Genomic DNA, 18,452 nt, shown 5'->3' on the forward strand with positions numbered 1-18,452 from the left:
CCAGCCGATTCACCACTCGTCTCGGTAGAATCGCCCGCATGGTCCAGCGCAACACGTGGCAACGCGAACGCGTGCGCGAAGCTCTCGCCGGTGCCGGCGGCTTCGTCAGCGCGCAGGCGCTGCACGCGACCCTGCGCGACGAGAACACCGGCATCGGACTGGCGACCGTGTACCGTGCGCTCGCGGGTCTCGCGGCCCAGGGCGACGCCGATTCGCTGCAGAGCCCCGAGGGCGAGAACCTGTTCCGCGCCTGCGAGACCCGCGGCCACCACCACCACCTGATCTGCCGTTCGTGCGGCGTCGCCGTCGAGATCGAGGCCGACGCCGTCGAGGAGTGGGCGCAGCGCACCGCCGCGCAGCACGGTTTCTCGCAGGCCGAGCACGTCGTCGACATCTTCGGCATCTGCGACGACTGCGCGCGGGCGCGCGCTCGTGAGCGTGGCGACGACTAGTCGCACCGTCGCGTCGGCCCCACCGCGTTCCGGCGTCACGCGTACCCTCGCCGGCCTCGGCGTGGGTGTCCTCGTCGTCGTCGCGCTGTTCCTCATCGACGCGTTCGCGCCCACGTTCTTCGCGGCGCCCCTCCCCACCCGCGCGCAGGACGGCCTGACCCTCGCGCTCAGCGTGCTGATCGAGTCGCTACCGTTCGTCGTCCTCGGCGTGCTGCTGTCGATCATCGTGCAGGTGTGGGTGCCGCCCGGGGCGATCGAGCGATGGATGCCACGCGCCCCGTGGGCGCGCCGGGCGGTGCTGTCGCTCCTCGGCATGCTCATCCCGGTGTGCGAGTGCGGCAACGTGCCGTTCGCGCGCGGTCTGCTCATGCGCGGTTTCGCGGTGTCGGACACCCTGACGTTCCTCGTCGCCGCGCCGATCGTGAACCCCATCGTCATCATCAGCACGAACGCCGCGTTCGGACTGAGCGACGGCATCCTGGTGGGTCGCCTCGTCGGGGGCTTCCTCATCGCCAACCTCATCGGCTGGCTGTACAGCCGGCATCCGGATCCCGACAAGCTCCTCACCGAACGCTTCCTCGAGACGTGCGAGATCGTGGTGCAGGAGCGCGGCGGACGCGGGCGCCGCTCGCTCGCACAGTTCGTCGTCGAGCTGCGGTCGGTCATGCCGGCGCTCATCATCGGCTCGCTCATCGCGGGGGCCGTGCAGGTGCTGATCCCGCGGAGCGCACTGCTGGCGATCGGCTCCGACCCCGCACTGTCGATCGCGGCGATGATGGTGCTCGCCGTCGTCGTGTCCCTGTGCTCCAACGTCGACGCCTTCTTCGCGCTGTCCTTCGCCTCGACCTTCACGCCGGGCTCGATCGTGGCGTTCCTCGTCGTCGGTCCGGTCGTCGACCTGAAGATGTACGCGCTGCTGCGAACGACCTTCACCACGCGCGTGCTCGTGGGGCTGACGATCGTGGTCGTGCTGTCGGCCTTCGCGCTCGGAACGGTGGTGAACCTCCTTGTCTAGAACGGGTGCCCTGGCCACGCGGTGGCTCGGCGTCGGCCTCGCCGCGTGCCTCGCGGTCACGACGATCGCGCTGTGGCTCACCGGCCGCCTCGCGCTGTACGTCAACCCCGACTCGGCGTGGTTCGCCATCGGGATGGCGGTGGTCGCCCTCGTCGGCGCCATCGCGACGTTCGCGCTGCCGCTCGGCGCCGAGGCCGATCACGGTCACGACCACGAGCACGGGCACGCCCCGGCACCCGCGCCGGCCCGTCGCGAGGCCTTCGCGCACGCCGACCACGCCCACACCGACGCGTCCGACGCCCACGATCACGACGCCCACGAGCATCTCGCCGCGCGCCCGCGCCTGACGCCGGCCGGCATCGCCGCGTTCAGCGGCGGGCTCATCGCCTCGGGCGCGGTGGTCGCCGTGCTGCTGACCCCGCCCGCGGCGCTGTCGGCCGAGCTCGCCGTCTCGCGCGACGTCGGCGCCCCGCCGCTGTTCGTCGGCGCCGACGTGATCACGCTCGCGGCCTCCGGCGACACCTCGAAGTTCGGCATCGGCGACTGGTCCGCGGTGTTCGCGCACGCCACCAACCCCGAGACGTTCGACGGCAAGCCGGTCACGCTCACCGGGTTCATCACGCCCGGGCAGGACGGCGCGACCTTCGACCTCACGCGCCTGGTCATCACGCACTGCGTCATCGACGCGCAGACGGCGCGGTTGCCGATCAGCGCGAACGTCTCCGCGCCGGCGACCGGGCAGTGGGTCACCGTGACCGGAACGGTCCGCTCGAGCGGGGACGGTGCGCTCGAGGTGCGCGCCGACCAGGTCGCGACCATCGACCAGCCGACGGATCCGTATGAGTACTGACTCCCGCCGCGTCCGCGCCCGTCGGCGCCGCGGTCGCGGGTATCTCCTCGCCTTCGGGGCCGTGGTCGCGGCGCTCGTCCTGGTCGGCGGTGTCGGCGGCGTCGTCGCGGTCGCGCAGGGCCCCCGGGTCACGGACGTGCAGGTCGACCCGAGCGCCGCGGTCGCGGCATCCGGTGCCCGCGTCATCCTCACCACGACGCAGTCCCTCGCGAAGATCGACCCCTCGCAGGTCGAGGTGCAGCCGGCGACACCGTTCACGGTCGACACGTCGGGGCGGAGCGTCGGCATCCGCTTCACCCTCCCGCTACGCGACGACTCCGACTACAGCGTGACCGTGCACGACGTCCGCGGGCTCGGCGCCGGGCCCGCGTCGACGTTGACCGAGACCTTCCGCACTCCGCCGCTGCAGGCGTTCCTGTTGCAGCGCGGCACGTCCTCCGGCGACACGATCTTCCACACCGACCTCCACGGCGACGCGGGGCTGCCGGTGTTCACCCACCCGCACATCGAGGACTTCCGCGCGACCGCGAACCACCTCGTGATCTCGGTGCGCGAGGACGACCGCGCGCGCGTCGTCATCACCGACCTCGACGGCAAGAACCCGCGCGACATCCCGCTGCCGGGTCCGGGTTTCGTGTCGAACCTGCAGTCCGCGGACCGCGGTGAGCGCATCGGATTCACCTTCTCGGATGCCACTCTCGGCACGACCGGCGGACGCGAGAGCAAGCTCTTCACGGCGTCCGCCGCCGACGAGGCGCCGCCCGTCGAGGTCGGCCTCAACGGCGGGGACGTGCGCGTCGCCGACTGGCGGTTCGTGCCCGACACCGACAGCATGCTCGTGCTGACGTTCGACTTCCGGCTGCTGCTGACCGACGCGCAGGGCGGCAACGCTGCGCCGCTCGGCACCGCCCAGTCCATCGACGGCATCGCGCGCGGCTCGTCGATCGCGATCGTCGAGCGGCTCGAGGGGATCCGCGAAATCAACCTCACGGACGGCTCCGAGCAGCCCCTCGAAAGCCCGGTCGACCCGCCCGGGATGCCGGGACGTGCGACGCCCGTGCCGGGAACGGGCACCGGCACGCTCCGTTCGTTCGCCGACATCGGATCGGACGGCGCCTACCGATCCACGACGATCGGCCACGTCGACCCGGACGGCACGGTGCGTCCGCTGCTGAAGGTCCCCGGAACCGACACCGTGTTGCAGACGTGCGTCTCGCCGAGCGGGCGCTACGCGGCGGTGCTCGTCGCGCCGCAGGCGGTCGACAACCCGTTCGACCGATACCAGCTGCCGCTCCCGGGGCGCCTCCAGACGCATCTCGTCGAGATCGACACCGGTCAGGAGCTGTCCGCGCTGCAGGGCTTCGACCTGTCGTGGTGCCAGGTGCCGCCCGGATGACGCGACCCGCGACGCGCGACGACCTCTCCGCTCTGCCCGTCGAGGTCGCGCCCCTGCTCCTCGGCGCGCACCTCGAGACCGTGGTCGCGGGGGAGCGCGTGGTCCTGCGCCTCACCGAGGTCGAGGCGTACCACGGGCTCGGCACGGGCGATCGCCCCGACCCGGGCTCGCACGCGCGCAGCGGCCCGACCGCACGCAACGCCACCATGTGGGGAGAACCCGGTCACCTCTACGTGTACCTGAGCCATGGCATCCATTCATGCGTCAACGTCGTGTGCGGTCCGGACGGCGTCGCCGGCGGTGTGCTGCTGCGCGGCGGCGAGGTGATCGAGGGCGCCGACGTGGCCGAGCGCCGGCGGCGGGAGCGCGGGGGCGTCGTCCGTGCGGCACGCGACCTCGCGCGCGGTCCCGGACGACTGGGGGATGCCGTGGGCCTCCGGCATCCGTTCCACGACGGGATCGACGCGGTCACCGGCGCCGAGCGCGCGGGCGCCCGGGCGCGGTTGCACCTGCCCGACGAGCCGACGGCGGCGACGACCGGTCCGCGCGTGGGCGTGGCCGGGATCGCGGGGACGGATGCCTTCCCGTGGCGGTTCTGGATCGACGGCGCCCCCACCGTGTCCGCGTTCCGGTGGGGGCGGGGTGCGGCGGAGGCGGCGCGTTGAGATCGGACCCGGGTTCCCCTTCGGCGCAACCTCAGTGATTCGCGCAACCTCAGTGGCATCCGGGCCGATCCGATTGAGTTTGCGCGAATCGCTGAGCGTGTGCCAACCGGCGGAGGCGGCGGCCGTCAAGGCGACACGCCGTCCGTGCTAGACTGATCGCTTGTCTGCGCGCACTCCAGCACGCAGTACGTACCCCTTCTTCCGATCCCGGCCTCGTGCTGCGCCCGGAACGGGGTGCAGACAAGGGATCTTGGGTGGCACCGTCCGGTGTCACGGTACAGAAGGAGACATCACCATGGCAGCAGTGTGCCAGGTGACTGGAGCGGTTCCCGGCTTCGGTCACAACATCTCGCACTCGCACCGCCGGACGAAGCGCCGCTTCGACCCGAACGTGCAGAAGAAGACCTACTTCGTTCCGTCGCTGGGTCGCAACATCAAGCTCAACGTCTCGGCGAAGGGCATCAAGGTCATCGACGCGCGCGGTATCGAGGCTGTCGTCCGTGACCTGCAGGCGAAGGGCGTGAAGCTGTAATGGCGAAGAAGGCTCAGGACATCCGTCCGATCATCAAGCTGCGTTCGACCGCCGGCACGGGCTACACCTACGTGACGCGCAAGAACCGCCGCAACAACCCCGACCGCATCGTGCTCAAGAAGTACGACCCCGTGGTCCGCAAGCACGTCGACTTCCGAGAGGAGCGCTAAGCACATGGCTAAGAAGAGCAAGATCGCGCGCAACGAGCAGCGCAAGGTCGTCGTCGAGCGCTACGCCGCGAAGCGCGCCGAGCTGAAGAAGACCCTGGTCGACCCCAACGCGACCGACGAGGCCCGCGAGGCCGCCCGCGTGGGCCTGCAGAAGCTGCCCCGCAACGCGTCGCCCGCCCGCGTGCGCAGCCGCGACGTCATCGACGGCCGCCCCCGTGGCGTGCTGACGAAGTTCGGCGTCTCGCGCGTCCGCTTCCGCGACATGGCGCACCGTGGCGAGCTGCCCGGCGTGACCAAGTCGTCCTGGTAAGCACCCGCACCACCGCGAAGGGCGGGGGCCCGAGAGGGGCTCCCGCCCTTCGTCGTTTCCCGGCCATTCCTTTCGCTAGTATTCCCGCGAAGGCGGCGGGGCACCGACCTTCCCGGTTGCAGAGGAGCAGGCGTGCGGAAGACGGTGCGGCGAATCGTCGCGTGGGGAGTCGGGATCGGTCTCGCGGCCGTGTTCGGCGTGAGCGGGGCCGCGGGTGCGGTCGACGGACCGAACGCCTTCTTCCTGCCCGCCCAAGGGGTCGCGGGACAGGAACTGAGTCTCATCGGTACGGGTTTCGACCCCTTCGTCACGGTCCAGTTGGCGACCTCCCCGGATGAGGAACCCGTCGCCGTGGGCCACACGAACAGCGAGGGTGGTTTCCTCGTGCCCTTCACGATCCCGGATGAACAGCCGGGGAAGTATGGCGTGATCCTCTGGGTGGGGGGCATCGAGTGGATCGCGTGGTATACCGTCGTGGCATCCGATCCCGGTACCACGCCACCTCCGGGCGACTCCGACGGCGCCGTGTGGTTCGAGCCGCCCGCGGGAACCGTGGGGCAGAACCTGCAGCTGATCGGACTCGGCTTCCCCACCGACTCGGACGTCCTGGTGACGACGTCGGCGAGCCCCGATCCGACGCTCGTCGGCAAGAGCGCCGGTGACGGTACGTTCACGCTCCCTTTCGCCGTGCCTGACCTCAGCCCGGGGCAGCATCCGGTTCAGGTGCGGGTGGGCGATCAGACCGCGACGCTGAACCTCTTCGTCCTCCCGTCCGACGACTCTTCTCCGGGGAACGATGGGGCGCACGTCGACCTGACCCCCGACGCCGCCGCCGTCGGCGAACAGATCACGGTCCTCGCCGGCGGCTTCGGCCCCGTTCCAGGAACTCTGCGTTCTGGTGAAGGCGGACCCGAACGTGAACGCCTGCCTGGGAACGACGGGCTCGACGGGCGACCTGTTCACGTCGTGGCAGGTTCCCGACATCCGGCCCGGTACGTATCAGGTGTTCGTCTTCACGCAAGAGGTGTGGGTCAGTACGAAACTCACGGTGCAGAAGGCCGGCGACGCCTCGCCGTCCCCGTCGCCGACCGACTCGGCCGCGCCGGTCGTGACCACGCCCACGCCGACACCCACGTCCACTCCGACGGCTGCGCCTCAGCTCGCCGCGAGCGGCACCCCCGACGTCGGCACCCTCGTGCCGTGGGGGGTGGCGGCCCTGGCGGTGGCCGCGGCGCTCGGCGTTCATCGGCTCCGATCCCGCGCGAAGGGGTGACGAGGGTCCTCTCGCGCGCCCCACAGACCCCACGCGCCCCATCCGACTCGCGACACGCCGCCCTTCCGAGGGCGAAATCCGTCAAAATCCGCGTAATTCCGCGGTTCGGTTGATACTGTCGAGGCGGTCTCCCGACCACCGAGGAGAATCCCTCCTCGTCCGATGTAACGAGAGGCGACACCACAGTCGCCTGGAGGACAAACCACATGGCCGACAAGTCCATCACCAAGACCGAGCTCGTCGCGAGCATCGCCAGCGCGACCGGACAGAGCCAGTCCGCCGTGTCGAGCGTGCTCGACTCCCTCTTCTCCACCGTCTCCGAGGCGGTCGCCAAGGGCAGCAAGGTCTCGATCCCCGGCTGGATCGCGTTCGAGCAGGTCGCCACGTCGGCCCGCACCGGCCGCAACCCCCAGACGGGCGAGGAGATCTCGATCCCCGCGGGCAAGCGCGTCAAGGTCACCGCCGGCTCGAAGCTGAAGGCCGCCGTCAAGTAAGACGACAGGGACCTGTCGAGAGGGGGGATGCCAGTCGGCATCCCCCCTCTTGTCTTCCCGGCCGCGCGTGGTGGGGCACGACGTAGGCTTGGGGGGTGAATCCCCGAGCCCTGCGCGTGGCCGGACCCGTCATCCTCGTCGTGGTCTCGGTGATCTGCGTCGTCGCGGGTCTCGCCTACGGCGGCGGTGCCGCACCGTCGCTCCTCGCCGACCCCGGTCCGTTCGTCCGCTGGGGTCTCCCGATCTCGACGCTCGTGGTCAACCTCTCGGCCGCGGCCATGGTCGGCTCGCTCGTCCTGGCGCTGTTCGCGCTGCCGGCGGGGGAGCGACCGTTCGAGATCGCGCTGGACACGGCATCCATCGGCGCGGCCGTGTTCACCGTCGCGTCGGCGACCACCGGATTCCTGACGTTCCTCAACGTCATCAACGCCACCCCGACCCTCGACCCGCTCTTCGGGCAGCAGCTGGGGCGGTTCCTCGTCGAGACCGAGATCGGTCCGGCCTGGCTCATCACCACGATCGCGGGTGCCGTGCTCACGGTGCTCACGTTCGCCGTGCGCTCGTGGCTGCCGACGCTCCTCGTCGCGATCCTCGCGCTCGCCGCCCTCATCCCGATGGGGACGCAGGGCCACGCGGGCACCGAGGCGAGCCACACCGCCGCGGTCACCTCGCTCGTGCTGCACATCCTCGCCGCGGCCGTCTGGCTCGGCGGCCTCATCCTCCTCGTGGTCGTGCGCCCGGCGATGACCCGCGCGCAGCTGCAGACCACGATGCTGCGGTACTCCTCGATCGCGCTGGCGGCCTTCGTCGTCGTGGCGATCTCGGGCACGGTGCGTGCCTCGATCGGCCTGGTCGGGTGGCAGAACCTCCTGTCGCCGTACGGCATCCTGGTGCTCGTCAAGGTCACCGCGCTCGTCGCGATGGGGGTCCTCGGCGCCTGGTACCGCCGGCGCCTCATCGGCCGCATGGGGGATGCCGAGGGGTCGCGCCGGTTCTGGGGCGTCGTGCTGCTCGAGCTGGTGTTCATGGGCGTCGCGAGCGGCATCGCGGTCGCCCTCGCCCGCACGCCCCCGCCCGCCGCCGATCTCCCGCTCATCGGGACCTCGCCCGCCGAGGTGCTCACCGGGGCGCCGGTCCCGCCCGAGTTCACGATCGACCGCTGGTTCACGGCGTGGGACATCGACCTGCTGTGGGCGTTCGTCGCGGGCTTCGGGCTGTTCTTCTACCTCGCGGGCGTGTGGCGCCTCCGCCGGCGCGGCGACGCGTGGCCGATCCACCGCACGGTGCTGTGGTCGCTGGGCATGCTGGCGGTGTTCTGGGTCACCTCGGGTCCGCTGAACGTGTACCAGGACTACCTGTTCAGCGTGCACATGATCGAGCACATGCTGCTGTCGATGGCGATCCCGCTCATGCTGGTGGCGGGTGCTCCCGTCACGCTCGCGGCGCGCGCGATCCGCAAGCGCGACGACGGCTCGCGCGGCGGGCGCGAGTGGATCCTGTGGGCCGTGCACAACCCGGTCGCGAAGGTCCTCACGAACCCGTTCGTCGCGGCCGGCCTGTTCATCGTGTCGCTCTGGGCGTTCTACTACACCGACCTGTTCCGCTGGTCGCTGTACGACCACGTCGGTCACATCTGGATGGTCGCGCACTTCCTCATCACGGGGTACCTGTTCGTCCTGAGCCTCATCGGGATCGACCCGGTGCCGTTCCGCCTGCCTTACCCCGGGCGGCTGCTGATCCTCATCGCCGTCATGGCGATGCACGCGTTCTTCGGCATCGCGATCATGATGAACTCCGGCCTCATGGCTGCCGAATGGTTCGGATCGATGGGCCGCACGTGGGGCGCCACCCCGCTGCAGGACCAGTACACCGGTGGCGGTGTCGCGTGGAGCGTCGGCGAGATCCCGACGCTGATCCTCGCCGTCACCGTCGCGATCCAGTGGAGCCGCAGCGACGAGCGGCAGCAGCGCCGCCGCGACCGCCACGTCGACCGGGTGGGCGACGTCGAGCTCGACGCCTACAACGCCGAGCTGCAGCGGCTGGCCGAGCGCGATGCCCGCGCCGCCGAGCGCGAGGCCGCGAAGGGCCGCTGAGCCCGACCGCCCGCTCCCGGTGCGGCACCCGGCTCAGTCGAGGCTGCCGCCGATGGAGATGGATGCCGAGCCGTCGGGCTGCACCGAGATCTCGCCGTTGACGGTGAAGGGGACGTCCTCCTCCACCGTGCGGACCGACCCGTCGAAGATCGAGCGGATGTCGACCTCGATGTGCGCCACCGCGCGGGTGGACGGGATGCGCCACCCCGCGCCGTCCGGCACGACGGAGACCGTGGGCTGCTCGACGATCGACCACGTGGGGGCGTCGTCGATGCGGTTGCGCACGGTGAAGCCGAAGGGGCAGCCGGTGGGCTGCAGCACCTTCTGCTGCGCGCACGCGGTGAGGAAGTCGGACACGCGCTGCTGCACGACGGATACGAACTGCTCCGTGGGCTGCGCCTGCACCTCGACGGGCACGTCGGTCAGCGGCGAGTCGGCGAGGATCGCGACGCCCGGCGTCGTCGACATCGGGGTGTCCACGGCGACGGAGTACAGCCCCGGGGAGAACACCAGCAGGGGGACGGGCGCCGAGGGGTCGGCATCCACTCCGTCCATCGACACCTGCCGCTTGTCGATCTCGAAGCCGTTGACCGAGAACTGCATCGAGCCGCCCACGGTGAGCGCGACGACCGCGAGCGGGCTGACATCGAAGCGCCAGTGCGGCACGACGCCGATCCAGCCGTCCTGGCGAACGGCGAACGTCGTCTTCCCGTCGTAGGCGCCCGCGCGGTAGGCCACGGTCACGCGGGTGACGTCGCCGTCCGCGACCTCGTCGATGACGCGCGCGTCGGTGATGGTCTGCAGCGCGTCCGGACGGAGGAGGGCATCGGATGCCGAGGTCGGCAGGCCCGCGCTCTCGAGTTCGGCGGAGTCGACCGCGACGCCGGGAACCGCGAGGGCTTCGGCCGCGCGACGGTCCTGCAGCAGCTCGAGGTAGTGCAGGACGAACGCGCGCGGGCTGTACAGCTCGCGGTAGGCGGCGGCCGCACCGGCGCCGAGCGCCGCGAGGAGCAGGACGCCCACGATCGCCAGGATGGTCAGGTCGCGCGCGAGGCGCCGGGGGCGCGCGACGGCGACATCCTCGGATGCCGTCGGTGCCCCCGCCGCGCTGTTCACGGTCTCAGTCTAAGAAAGCCACCCGCGCGCGAACGGAATACGTCGCGCCCGATAGGGTTTCGAGATGTCGGCCATGGGGGCGGCGGGGGCTATCGAGGAGGATGCCGTGAGTTCTGTCCAGGGTCGGGTCCGCCCCGATCTCGAGCCCGTCCGCGAGCGTTTCGCGGAGTGGTCCGCGGCCGACCCGGACTGGGGCGCGCAGCTGTGCATGATCGTCGGCGACGAGGTCGTCGTCGATCTGACGTGCGGACCGGGAGCGGATGCCATCACCGGCGTCTACTCTGTGAGCAAGGGCGTCGCCGCGACCGTCATCGCGCTGCTCCTCGGTGAGGGGGCGCTCGAGCTCGACCGTGCCGTCGCGCACTACTGGCCCGAGTTCGCCGCGGCGGGGAAGGGCGAGGTCACGGTCCGCCAGCTCCTGTCGCACCAGGCGGGGCTTCCGGCGACGGATGACGGCATCCGTCCGGAGGATGCCATCGACTCCCGCGCGGGCGCCGATCGTCTCGCGCGCCAGCGTCCGCTGTGGCGACCCGGGGCCACCTTCGGCTACCACGGGATCACGATCGGCATCCTGATGGAGGAGCTCGTGCGCCGCATCGCGGGGGCGGAGCTGCAGGACGTCTTCGAGTCGCGGATCCGCGCTCCTCGCGACATCGACTTCTTCCTCGGTCTGCCCGACGATCAGGCCGCCCGCTACGTCGACCCGCGGCCGCCGCTGCTCACCGAGATGGGGGATCCCGGCCCGCGCGACAACCTCTTCGCCGCGTCGTTCGGCCCGCTGGGTCGTCCGGGTGACGTTCTGCTCGCCGACTTCGGGCCGCATTCGCCCGCGGTCCGGCGTCGCGGGACGGCGGCGGCGGGCGGTGTCGGGTCCGCCCGTGGTCTCGCGCGGCTGTACGCGGCGACGCTCGGCAACGTCGGTGAGCCGATCGCGCCGCCCGAGACGTTCGCGGAGATGGCGCAGGTGCAGGTGCGCGGGCGCGACATGGTGCTCGACATCCCGATGTGCTTCGGGATCGCCTTCATGAAGCCGCACCTCGACATGCCGTTCGCGAGCTTCCGCGCCTTCGGGCACGACGGCGCCGGCGGCGCGATCGCCTTCGCCGACCCGGCGCACGACCTGGCGTTCGGTTACATCCCGACGCGGATGACGGTCCCCGGCGGCGTCGACGCGCGTGCGATCGAGCTGTCACGCCTCGCCCGCGTGATCCTCGGGAGCACGCGCGTCTGAGAAGCCGCGCCGAAAGCGCAAGGCGAGCGCAAGATCGGCGCAAGAATGGCGCAGTTCTTCCGCGCGAGAGCCCGCGACGGTCCCGTGCGGGCGCCGTCAGGTGCAGTGTGGGTACGGCCTGCGTCCAGCAGGAGCGGTGGGGTGGGGGCACCTCGGACCGCATCCGACGCCGTACCCGAATGCGGCGCTCCCGGGGGGAATCATGTCTCGCACACACCGACGGTCGCGTCAGCGCGTGGGAGCGCTCCCACATGCTCGCCGACGCCAGTGGGGATCCGAGCGCACGCGCGTTCCGCTGCCGACCGTCCACACGCCGCCGTCCGCGGCGACCCTCGTGTGGGCGCGCGTCGCGATCATCGTCACCGTCGTCGCGTGGGCGGCCTACATCCTCACGACCATCGTGCGACAGCTCCGGGTGTACGGGCCGGACGACTACCTCCTCACGGTCGAGGCATGGATATATGCCGCCGTCGTCACATTCCTCACGCTGTCCGCCCTCATGTACCTGGTCGCGCGCGAGGGAGCGCTCGGTCGGTTCCGTCGTCACCGCCGCGCGGCCCGCGCGGAACTGGATCAGCACTTCCTCAGCGGACACGGCGACGGCCTCACCGTCCTCGTTCCGTCCTACGCGGAAGAGCCGTCGGTCATCCGCAAGACGCTGTGGTCGGCGGCCCTGCAGGAGTATCCGGACCTGCGGGTCGTCCTCCTCCTCGACGATCCGCCCTCCCCGTCCGATCCCGCCGACCGCGCTCGCCTGGCCGCCACCCGGGCCCTGGCCGCCGGCATCCATGCAGATCTCGAAGGCCCGCGATCGCTGTTCTTCGAGTCGCTGCTCACGTTCGAGCACGAGTTGCTGACGACCGGGCGTGTGGGCCAGGACGCGGTCCGGCGCGTGCACGCCGCCTACGTCGAAGCCGTGCGGTGGCTGCGCGACATGGCGGACACCGAGCCGCACGAGGATCACGTCGACACGTTCTTCATCGACCAGGTGATCCGCGGGCTGGCCGACGACCTCGAACTCACCGCTCGGGCCCTGGATGCCGCGCTGATCGCCGAGCGGACACCGGAACCGGAGCGTCTCCTCGGGCTCCACCGCCGGCTCGTCCGCATCTTCACCGCGGACATGGCGGTCTTCGAACGCAAGGCGTACGCGTCCCTGTCGCACGAACCCAACAAGGCGATGAACCTGAACGCCTACATCGGGCTCATGGGCGGGCGCTACCGCGCGGAACGGACCCCGCAGGGTGTCCACCTCCGGCTCGTCTCGGGTGCCGCCGAGGCGGATCTCGTCGTCCCCAACGCCGAATATCTGCTCACGCTCGACGCGGATTCCCTGCTGCTGCGCGACTACTGCCTGCGGCTCGTGCACTTCCTCGAACAGCCCGGCAACGAGCGCGTCGCGGTCACGCAGACGCCGTACTCGTCGTTCCGCGGTGCCCCGACCCGCATCGAACGCCTGGCGGGTGCGACCACTGACCTCCAGCACATCCTCCACCAGGGCATGACCGCCCACGGCGCCACCTTCTGGGTGGGGGCCAACGCCGTCATCCGGATGGAGGCCCTCGACGACATCCTCGAGATCGAGTCCACGTCGGGGTTCGAGGTGCGCCGCTACGTGCAGGACCGCACGGTCATCGAGGACACCGAGTCCAGCATCGACCTGACCCCAGCGCGGGTGGACGCTCGTGAACTACCCCGAGCGCCTGAGCTACAGCGCGACGCCGCCGGACTTCGGCTCGCTCGTCGTGCAGCGACGCCGGTGGGCGAACGGCGGGCTGCTCATCCTCCCCAAGTTCCTCGCCCAGGTGCGGGCGCGGCGCCGCACCGAGACGCCCGTGCGGCTCGCCGAATGGCTGCTGCGCGTGAACTACATGGCGTCGCTCGCGTGGGCGAGCGTGGGGCTCGTGTTCCTGCTCGCGTTCCCCTTCGACAGCGCCCTGCTCAGCCCGCTCGTGGTGCTCGCCGCCTTGCCGTACTTCCTCTCGCAGGCGAGCGATCTGCGCACCACCGGCTATCGGCGGAGGGACATCTTCCGCATCTACGGCTTCAACCTCATCCTGCTGCCGGTGAACCTCGCCGGCGTGCTGAAGTCGGTCGAGCAGGCGCTCACCGGGCGGAAGATCCCGTTCGCCCGCACGCCGAAGGTGCGCGATCGCACGGCGACGCAGCTCCTGTACGTCGTGAGTCCGTGGGCGATCCTCGTCTTCTCGGTGGTCACCGCGTGGTGGAACGCATCCGCGCAGAACTGGGGCACGGCCGCGTTCGCCGGGTTCAACTCGATCTGCGCGGCCTGGGCCATCGTCGAGAACATCGGGGTGCGCAATTCGATCGTCGACGTCTGGCTCGGGTTGACGAACTGGATGTGGGTGCCGGTCGCGGCGGGCGCGGCCGGAACGACCGCGACGGGAGAGGACTTCGACTGGGAGGCGGCGCTGTACCACGGCTATCCCGCGGTCGGCGATCGGGCCACCGCGCGGACGACTCCACCCCGCCTCGAGGCGGAGACCTCCACGCTCCCGAGCCCGATCGATTCCGGCATCCGATGAACTCCCGCGTCAGCTATGTCTCCCCGCCCGCCCCGGGACCGCACGACGGCAAGCGGCTCTCGCCGTGGCGGGTGCTCGCGGGTCTCGCCATCGTCGCGGTCGTCGTGGCCGGCGGTGTCGTGGGCTACCGGTTCTTCAGCGCCACCGATGAGGCGCGCGCGGAGGTCCCCGCGCCGTGGTTCGCGGGCTACGTCGACGTCACCGCGACCCCGGCGTACGACTTCGAGACCCCACGCCACGACGAGACGCGCGATGTCGTGCTGGCCTTCGTGGTCGCCGCCGCCGCCGACGACTGCGCGCCGTCGTGGGGAGCGGCGTACTCCCTGGATGCCGCTGCCGACGACCTCGACCTCGATCGGCGCATCGCCCGGCTCCGACAGCGCGGCGGAGACGTCGTCGTCTCCTTCGGCGGGGCGGCGAACACGGAACTGGCATCGGCCTGTGCGGACGTCGACGCCCTTCGGCAGGCCTACGCCGACGTCGTCGACCGCTACGCGGTTGGCCGCATCGATCTCGACATCGAGAACGACGACCTCGCCGACCGTGTCGCGGGGCTCCGGCGGGCGCTCGCCGTGGCCGACCTGCAGCGGGAGCGCGCGGCGAGCGGGCACCCGCTGGCCGTGTGGCTCACCCTCCCGGTGTCCGAACGCGGCCTCACCGACGACGGTCGCGCCGCCGTGGCGCAGATGCTCGACGCGGGGGTCGACCTCGCGGGCGTGAACGCCATGACGATGGACTACGGCACCGACTTGGGCGGGCGGAGCACGGCCGTCGTCGCCGAGAACGCGCTCACGGCCGTGCACGACCAGCTGGTCGACGCGTACGCCCACGCCGACACCCCGATCGCCGACGCGACGGCGTGGGCGAAGGTCGGCGCGACGCCGATGATCGGCCAGAACGACGTGGAGCAGGAGGTGTTCGGGCTGGACGACGCGCGGCAGCTGAACGCGTTCGCGCTCGCGCAGCACCTCGGTCGGGTGTCGATGTGGTCGCTCAACCGCGACCGCACGTGCGGCGAGAACTACGCCGACGTGCGGCTCGTCTCGGACGCCTGCAGCGGGGTCGACCAGGGGGAGGCCACCTTCGCGGCGACGCTCGGCGCGGGCTTCACGGCATCCGTCGAGGCCGTCCCCGCGGCGCCGACTCCCCTCCCGCCGGCGCCGACGGACGATCCGGCCCGCAGCCCCTACCCGGTGTGGGTTTCCGGGAGCACCTACCTCGCGGGGACGAAGGTGGTCTGGCACGGCACGGTGTACCGCGCGAAGTGGTGGACGCGCGGAGCCGAGCCCGACGACCCCACGGTGGCCGCGAGCGACTCCCCGTGGACGATCGTCGGGCCCGTGCTCGCCGGCGAGACCCCGCAGCCGCAGCCGACGCTCCCCGCGGGTCTCCTCCCGACGTGGAACGGCACCGACGTCTACACCGCGGGAAAATGCGTCGAGCTCGACGGCACGGCGTTCCAGGCGCGATGGTGGACGCAGGGCGACAGCCCCGCCGCGGCATCCATCGATCCGGGGACGTCGGCGTGGATGCCACTCCCCGCCGACCGCGTGATCGGGGGTCAGGCCGGCTGCTGAGTCGCCGCGAGGCTCTGCACGATCGCCACCGCCGCGAGCTGCCCGCTCGCGATCGCCACCGCGAGCGTCGCCATGGGGCCGGGGAAGTGGTCGGGGTGCGCCATGTCGCCGGCCGCGAACACGCGCTCGACGCCGGTGCGCCCGTACGGGTCGATGCGCACGGCCCCCGATTCCTGGAACGTGAGGCCGAGGTCGGCGGCGAACGGTGCGCGCTGACGCGGCGCCGGGGCGACGAACACCCCGGCCACGTCGACCGTGGACGCGTCGTCGAGAACAAGCCGCAGCCCGTCCTCCACCTCTTCGACGGCCGCCACGCGCGCGGGGTCGATCACCAGGACCTCGGATGCCACGGGCTCGAGCATTCCGCGCAGCATGGCCGCGTGCGGGGAGGCGTTGAGGATCGCGACCGGTCGGCCGGCGAACTCGTGGCCGTGGCAGAACGGGCAGTTGGCGACGCGGTTCCCCCAGTGCTCCGCGAGTCCGGGGATCGGCGGCAGGTCGTCGGCGAGGCCCGTGGCCAGGACGAGGTGCTCCGCGCGGAGCGTCTCGCCGTCGACCTCCACCCGCACGCCGTCGGTGTCCGCGGCGACCCCGGAGACCGTGGCATCCCGGATCTCGACCGTCGCGTACGCGGCGAGCTCGGCGCGACCGCGGCGGCGCAGGTCGGCCGGTGCGACGCCGTCGTTGCCGAGCAGATTGTGCGCGTGCTCGACCGTCGCGTTGCGGTACTCGCCGGAGTCCAGCAGCAGCACGCGTCGGTGCATGCGCCCGAGGGTGAGGGCGGACTGTAGGCCCGCGGGACCGCCGCCGATGATGATGGCCTCGTACATGACGGGCTCCTTCCGTTTGCGTTCGCAACCATCGTGTGACTTCATGTCGACATGAAGTCAAACGGCGAGACGATCGGCGACGCGGCGGCCCGGTTCGGGCTCGAGACGCACGTCCTACGGCATTGGGAGGACGAGGGTCTCCTCCGCCCCGCGCGGAACCCGGCGGGGCGGCGCCGCTTCGGTGACGCGGATCTCGTGCGCATCGCGGTGATCCTCCGCAACAAGGCGGCGGGCATGTCGCTCGACCAGATCCGCGTGCTCCTCGACGAGGACGCCCCCGACCGGCACCGCGTGCTCGAGGAGCACGTGGCCGAGCTCGACCGCCGCGCCGCCGACATCGCTCAGGCCCGCGCGATGACCGAGCACGCGCTGCGCTGCCGCGCGCACGACATCACCGAGTGCCCCCGCTTCCGCAGCCACGTCGAGGACGTCCTCACAGGCCAGGCCCGGTGGCTCGTCACTCACACCGAACCGCCCGTTCCCGCGCGTCCCGACGGCCGCATCCCGCGCGAACTACCATGAACCGGTGACCACGCCACCCCTCTCGGCCGAGCAGCAGGCGCTGTTCCGGCTGATCGAGGACACGCGCGAGCACGTGTTCGTCACGGGCCGCGCGGGCACGGGCAAGTCGACGCTGCTGCAGCACCTGGCGTGGAACACGAAGAAGCAGATCGCCGTGTGCGCCCCCACGGGCGTCGCGGCGCTCAACGTCGAGGGGCAGACGATCCATTCGCTGTTCCGCCTGCCGATCGGGCTCATCGCCAATGGCGAGATCGACCAGAACGACGCGACCCGCAAGCTCCTCAACGCGATCGACACGCTCGTCATCGACGAGATCTCGATGGTGAACGCCGACCTGATGGATGCCATCGACCGCTCGCTCCGTCAGGCCCGCGGCCGCCGCGCCGAGCCGTTCGGCGGCACCCAGATCGTCATGTTCGGCGACCCGTACCAGCTCGCGCCGGTGCCCCCGCGCGGTGATGAGGCGCGGTACATCCGCGACCACTACCGCTCGTTCTGGTTCTTCGACGCGAAGGTGTGGTCGGGCGAGACGTCGGGCGACGGGCTCATCGACATCGGGCGGCACGGCGCCGACCTGCACGTCAACGAGCTCGTCGAGATCCACCGGCAGTCCGACCCGGGCTTCAAGACGCTGCTCAACGCGGTGCGGTACGGGCGCGTCACCGCGGAGATGGCCGGGATCCTCAACGCCGCCGGGGCTCGCACCCCACCGCACCCCGCCGACGGCGAGCACCCGATCATCACGCTCGCGACCCGCAACGACCGCGTGAACGAGATCAACCGCCGACACCTCGACGAGCTGGTCGGCCGCACGCAGACCGCGAACGCCGAGATCTCGGGCGACTTCGGCCGCGGCGAGGCGAACTACCCCGCCGAGCTCGCGCTCACGCTCAAGATCGGCGCGCAGGTGATGTTCCTCCGCAACGACTCCGCCCAGTTCGGCGAGGGGCCGCGGTGGGTCAACGGCACGATCGGCACGGTCACCCGCATCGCGGGCGACAGCGTGCGCGTCGAGGTCGACGGCACCGAGCACGACGTCGAGCCGGCCGTGTGGGAGCGCTATCGCTACGCGTACGACCCCGGCACGAAGAACCTCTCGCGCGAGATCGTCGCCGAGTTCACGCAGTTCCCGCTGCGCCTGGCGTGGGCCGTGACGATCCACAAGTCGCAGGGCAAGACGTACGACCGCGCGGTCGTCGACCTCGGCGCCGGCGCCTTCGCGCCGGGCCAGACCTACGTCGCGCTGAGCCGGCTGACCTCGCTCGACGGTCTGTACCTCTCGCGGCCCCTCCGCCCCAGCGACATCCGCGTCGACGAGGACGTCCGGCGCTTCATGAAGCAGGCGTGGCTCGGTCGGCAGCAGGCCGCGCAGGCCTGAGG

The 18,452-nt window shown here is 71.2% G+C and carries 18 protein-coding genes and 1 pseudogene; 17 read left to right on the top strand and 2 right to left on the bottom strand.

Features of this window, described 5'->3' with window-relative positions; translation table 11 throughout:
* Window positions 1–38 precede the first annotated feature (38 nt).
* The 11 genes from RKD05_RS06825 (at window position 39) to RKD05_RS06875 (ending at window position 9,250) form a co-directional block, all read left to right on the top strand.
* Window positions 39–452, top strand: a complete 414-nt coding sequence (locus RKD05_RS06825; protein ID WP_424708929.1) for a Fur family transcriptional regulator — start codon at window positions 39–41, stop codon at window positions 450–452.
* Window positions 433–1,467 (top strand): permease, encoded by a 1,035-nt coding sequence (locus RKD05_RS06830; protein ID WP_424708930.1) that lies wholly within the window; start codon window positions 433–435, stop codon window positions 1,465–1,467. The genes RKD05_RS06825 and RKD05_RS06830 overlap by 20 nt, the downstream gene beginning before the upstream one ends.
* Window positions 1,460–2,317 carry a TIGR03943 family putative permease subunit gene (locus RKD05_RS06835; protein WP_424708931.1) on the top strand — a complete coding sequence of 286 codons (858 nt, stop codon included), beginning with the start codon at window positions 1,460–1,462 and terminating at the stop codon, window positions 2,315–2,317. The genes RKD05_RS06830 and RKD05_RS06835 overlap by 8 nt, the downstream gene beginning before the upstream one ends.
* A complete protein-coding gene (locus RKD05_RS06840) occupies window positions 2,307–3,713 on the top strand; it encodes a hypothetical protein (RefSeq protein WP_424708932.1) in 1,407 nt (468 codons plus the stop codon). The genes RKD05_RS06835 and RKD05_RS06840 overlap by 11 nt, the downstream gene beginning before the upstream one ends.
* On the top strand, window positions 3,710–4,378 hold the full coding sequence (locus RKD05_RS06845; RefSeq protein WP_424708934.1) for a DNA-3-methyladenine glycosylase: 669 nt from the start codon (window positions 3,710–3,712) through the stop codon (window positions 4,376–4,378). The genes RKD05_RS06840 and RKD05_RS06845 overlap by 4 nt, the downstream gene beginning before the upstream one ends.
* A gap of 295 nt (window positions 4,379–4,673) precedes the next feature.
* Window positions 4,674–4,910, top strand: coding sequence for a 50S ribosomal protein L28 (rpmB, locus tag RKD05_RS06850; protein ID WP_013584774.1), 237 nt, complete (start codon window positions 4,674–4,676; stop codon window positions 4,908–4,910).
* Window positions 4,910–5,080: a 50S ribosomal protein L33 gene (gene rpmG / locus RKD05_RS06855; protein WP_022878197.1), complete on the top strand. Its 171-nt coding sequence runs from the start codon at window positions 4,910–4,912 to the stop codon at window positions 5,078–5,080. Before rpmB ends, rpmG begins: the two co-directional genes overlap by 1 nt.
* Window positions 5,081–5,084: 4 nt before the next feature.
* Window positions 5,085–5,390 carry a 30S ribosomal protein S14 gene (gene rpsN, locus RKD05_RS06860; protein ID WP_022878196.1) on the top strand — a complete coding sequence of 102 codons (306 nt, stop codon included), beginning with the start codon at window positions 5,085–5,087 and terminating at the stop codon, window positions 5,388–5,390.
* Between the two features lie 916 nt (window positions 5,391–6,306).
* Window positions 6,307–6,663 (top strand): hypothetical protein, encoded by a 357-nt coding sequence (locus RKD05_RS06865; RefSeq protein WP_424708936.1) that lies wholly within the window; start codon window positions 6,307–6,309, stop codon window positions 6,661–6,663.
* 206 nt (window positions 6,664–6,869) lie between these two features.
* Window positions 6,870–7,157, top strand: a complete 288-nt coding sequence (locus tag RKD05_RS06870; RefSeq protein ID WP_022878194.1) for an HU family DNA-binding protein — start codon at window positions 6,870–6,872, stop codon at window positions 7,155–7,157.
* Window positions 7,158–7,252: 95 nt separating this feature from the next.
* The gene (locus RKD05_RS06875) at window positions 7,253–9,250 is read left to right on the top strand and encodes a cytochrome c oxidase assembly protein (protein ID WP_424708937.1); all 1,998 of its coding nucleotides are present in this window, start codon (window positions 7,253–7,255) and stop codon (window positions 9,248–9,250) included.
* 33 nt (window positions 9,251–9,283) lie between these two features.
* Here RKD05_RS06875 and RKD05_RS06880 read toward each other — a convergent pair whose 3' ends face one another.
* Complete coding sequence (locus RKD05_RS06880) at window positions 9,284–10,366, bottom strand: hypothetical protein (RefSeq protein WP_424708938.1); 1,083 nt, start codon at window positions 10,364–10,366, stop codon at window positions 9,284–9,286.
* 106 nt (window positions 10,367–10,472) lie between these two features.
* Here RKD05_RS06880 and RKD05_RS06885 point away from each other — a divergent pair, with 106 nt between their 5' ends.
* From RKD05_RS06885 to RKD05_RS06900, 4 genes and pseudogenes are all read left to right on the top strand, one after another.
* Complete coding sequence (locus tag RKD05_RS06885; RefSeq protein WP_424708939.1) at window positions 10,473–11,597, top strand: serine hydrolase domain-containing protein; 1,125 nt, start codon at window positions 10,473–10,475, stop codon at window positions 11,595–11,597.
* A 1,207-nt stretch (window positions 11,598–12,804) separates the two neighbouring features.
* Window positions 12,805–13,206 (top strand): annotated as a pseudogene (locus tag RKD05_RS06890) (glycosyltransferase family 2 protein); the annotation flags it as partial.
* Window positions 13,207–13,282: 76 nt separating this feature from the next.
* Window positions 13,283–14,143, top strand: a complete 861-nt coding sequence (locus RKD05_RS06895; RefSeq protein ID WP_424711781.1) for a glycosyltransferase family 2 protein — start codon at window positions 13,283–13,285, stop codon at window positions 14,141–14,143.
* Window positions 14,140–15,720, top strand: a complete 1,581-nt coding sequence (locus tag RKD05_RS06900) for a chitinase (RefSeq protein WP_424711783.1) — start codon at window positions 14,140–14,142, stop codon at window positions 15,718–15,720. Before RKD05_RS06895 ends, RKD05_RS06900 begins: the two co-directional genes overlap by 4 nt.
* Here RKD05_RS06900 and RKD05_RS06905 read toward each other — a convergent pair.
* Complete coding sequence (locus RKD05_RS06905) at window positions 15,705–16,550, bottom strand: NAD(P)/FAD-dependent oxidoreductase (protein ID WP_424708941.1); 846 nt, start codon at window positions 16,548–16,550, stop codon at window positions 15,705–15,707. The genes RKD05_RS06900 and RKD05_RS06905 overlap by 16 nt on opposite strands.
* A 51-nt stretch (window positions 16,551–16,601) precedes the next feature.
* On the opposite strand from RKD05_RS06905, the gene RKD05_RS06910 reads away from it, so the two are divergent.
* The gene (locus tag RKD05_RS06910; protein ID WP_424708942.1) at window positions 16,602–17,072 is read left to right on the top strand and encodes a MerR family transcriptional regulator; all 471 of its coding nucleotides are present in this window, start codon (window positions 16,602–16,604) and stop codon (window positions 17,070–17,072) included.
* 4 nt (window positions 17,073–17,076) lie between these two features.
* Window positions 17,077–18,450, top strand: coding sequence for an ATP-dependent DNA helicase (locus tag RKD05_RS06915; RefSeq protein ID WP_022878185.1), 1,374 nt, complete (start codon window positions 17,077–17,079; stop codon window positions 18,448–18,450).
* Window positions 18,451–18,452 lie beyond the last annotated feature (2 nt).

Origin of the sequence: Microbacterium sp. SLBN-111 (assembly GCF_049739645.1) — a bacterium.
GTDB lineage: Bacteria > Actinomycetota > Actinomycetes > Actinomycetales > Microbacteriaceae > Microbacterium.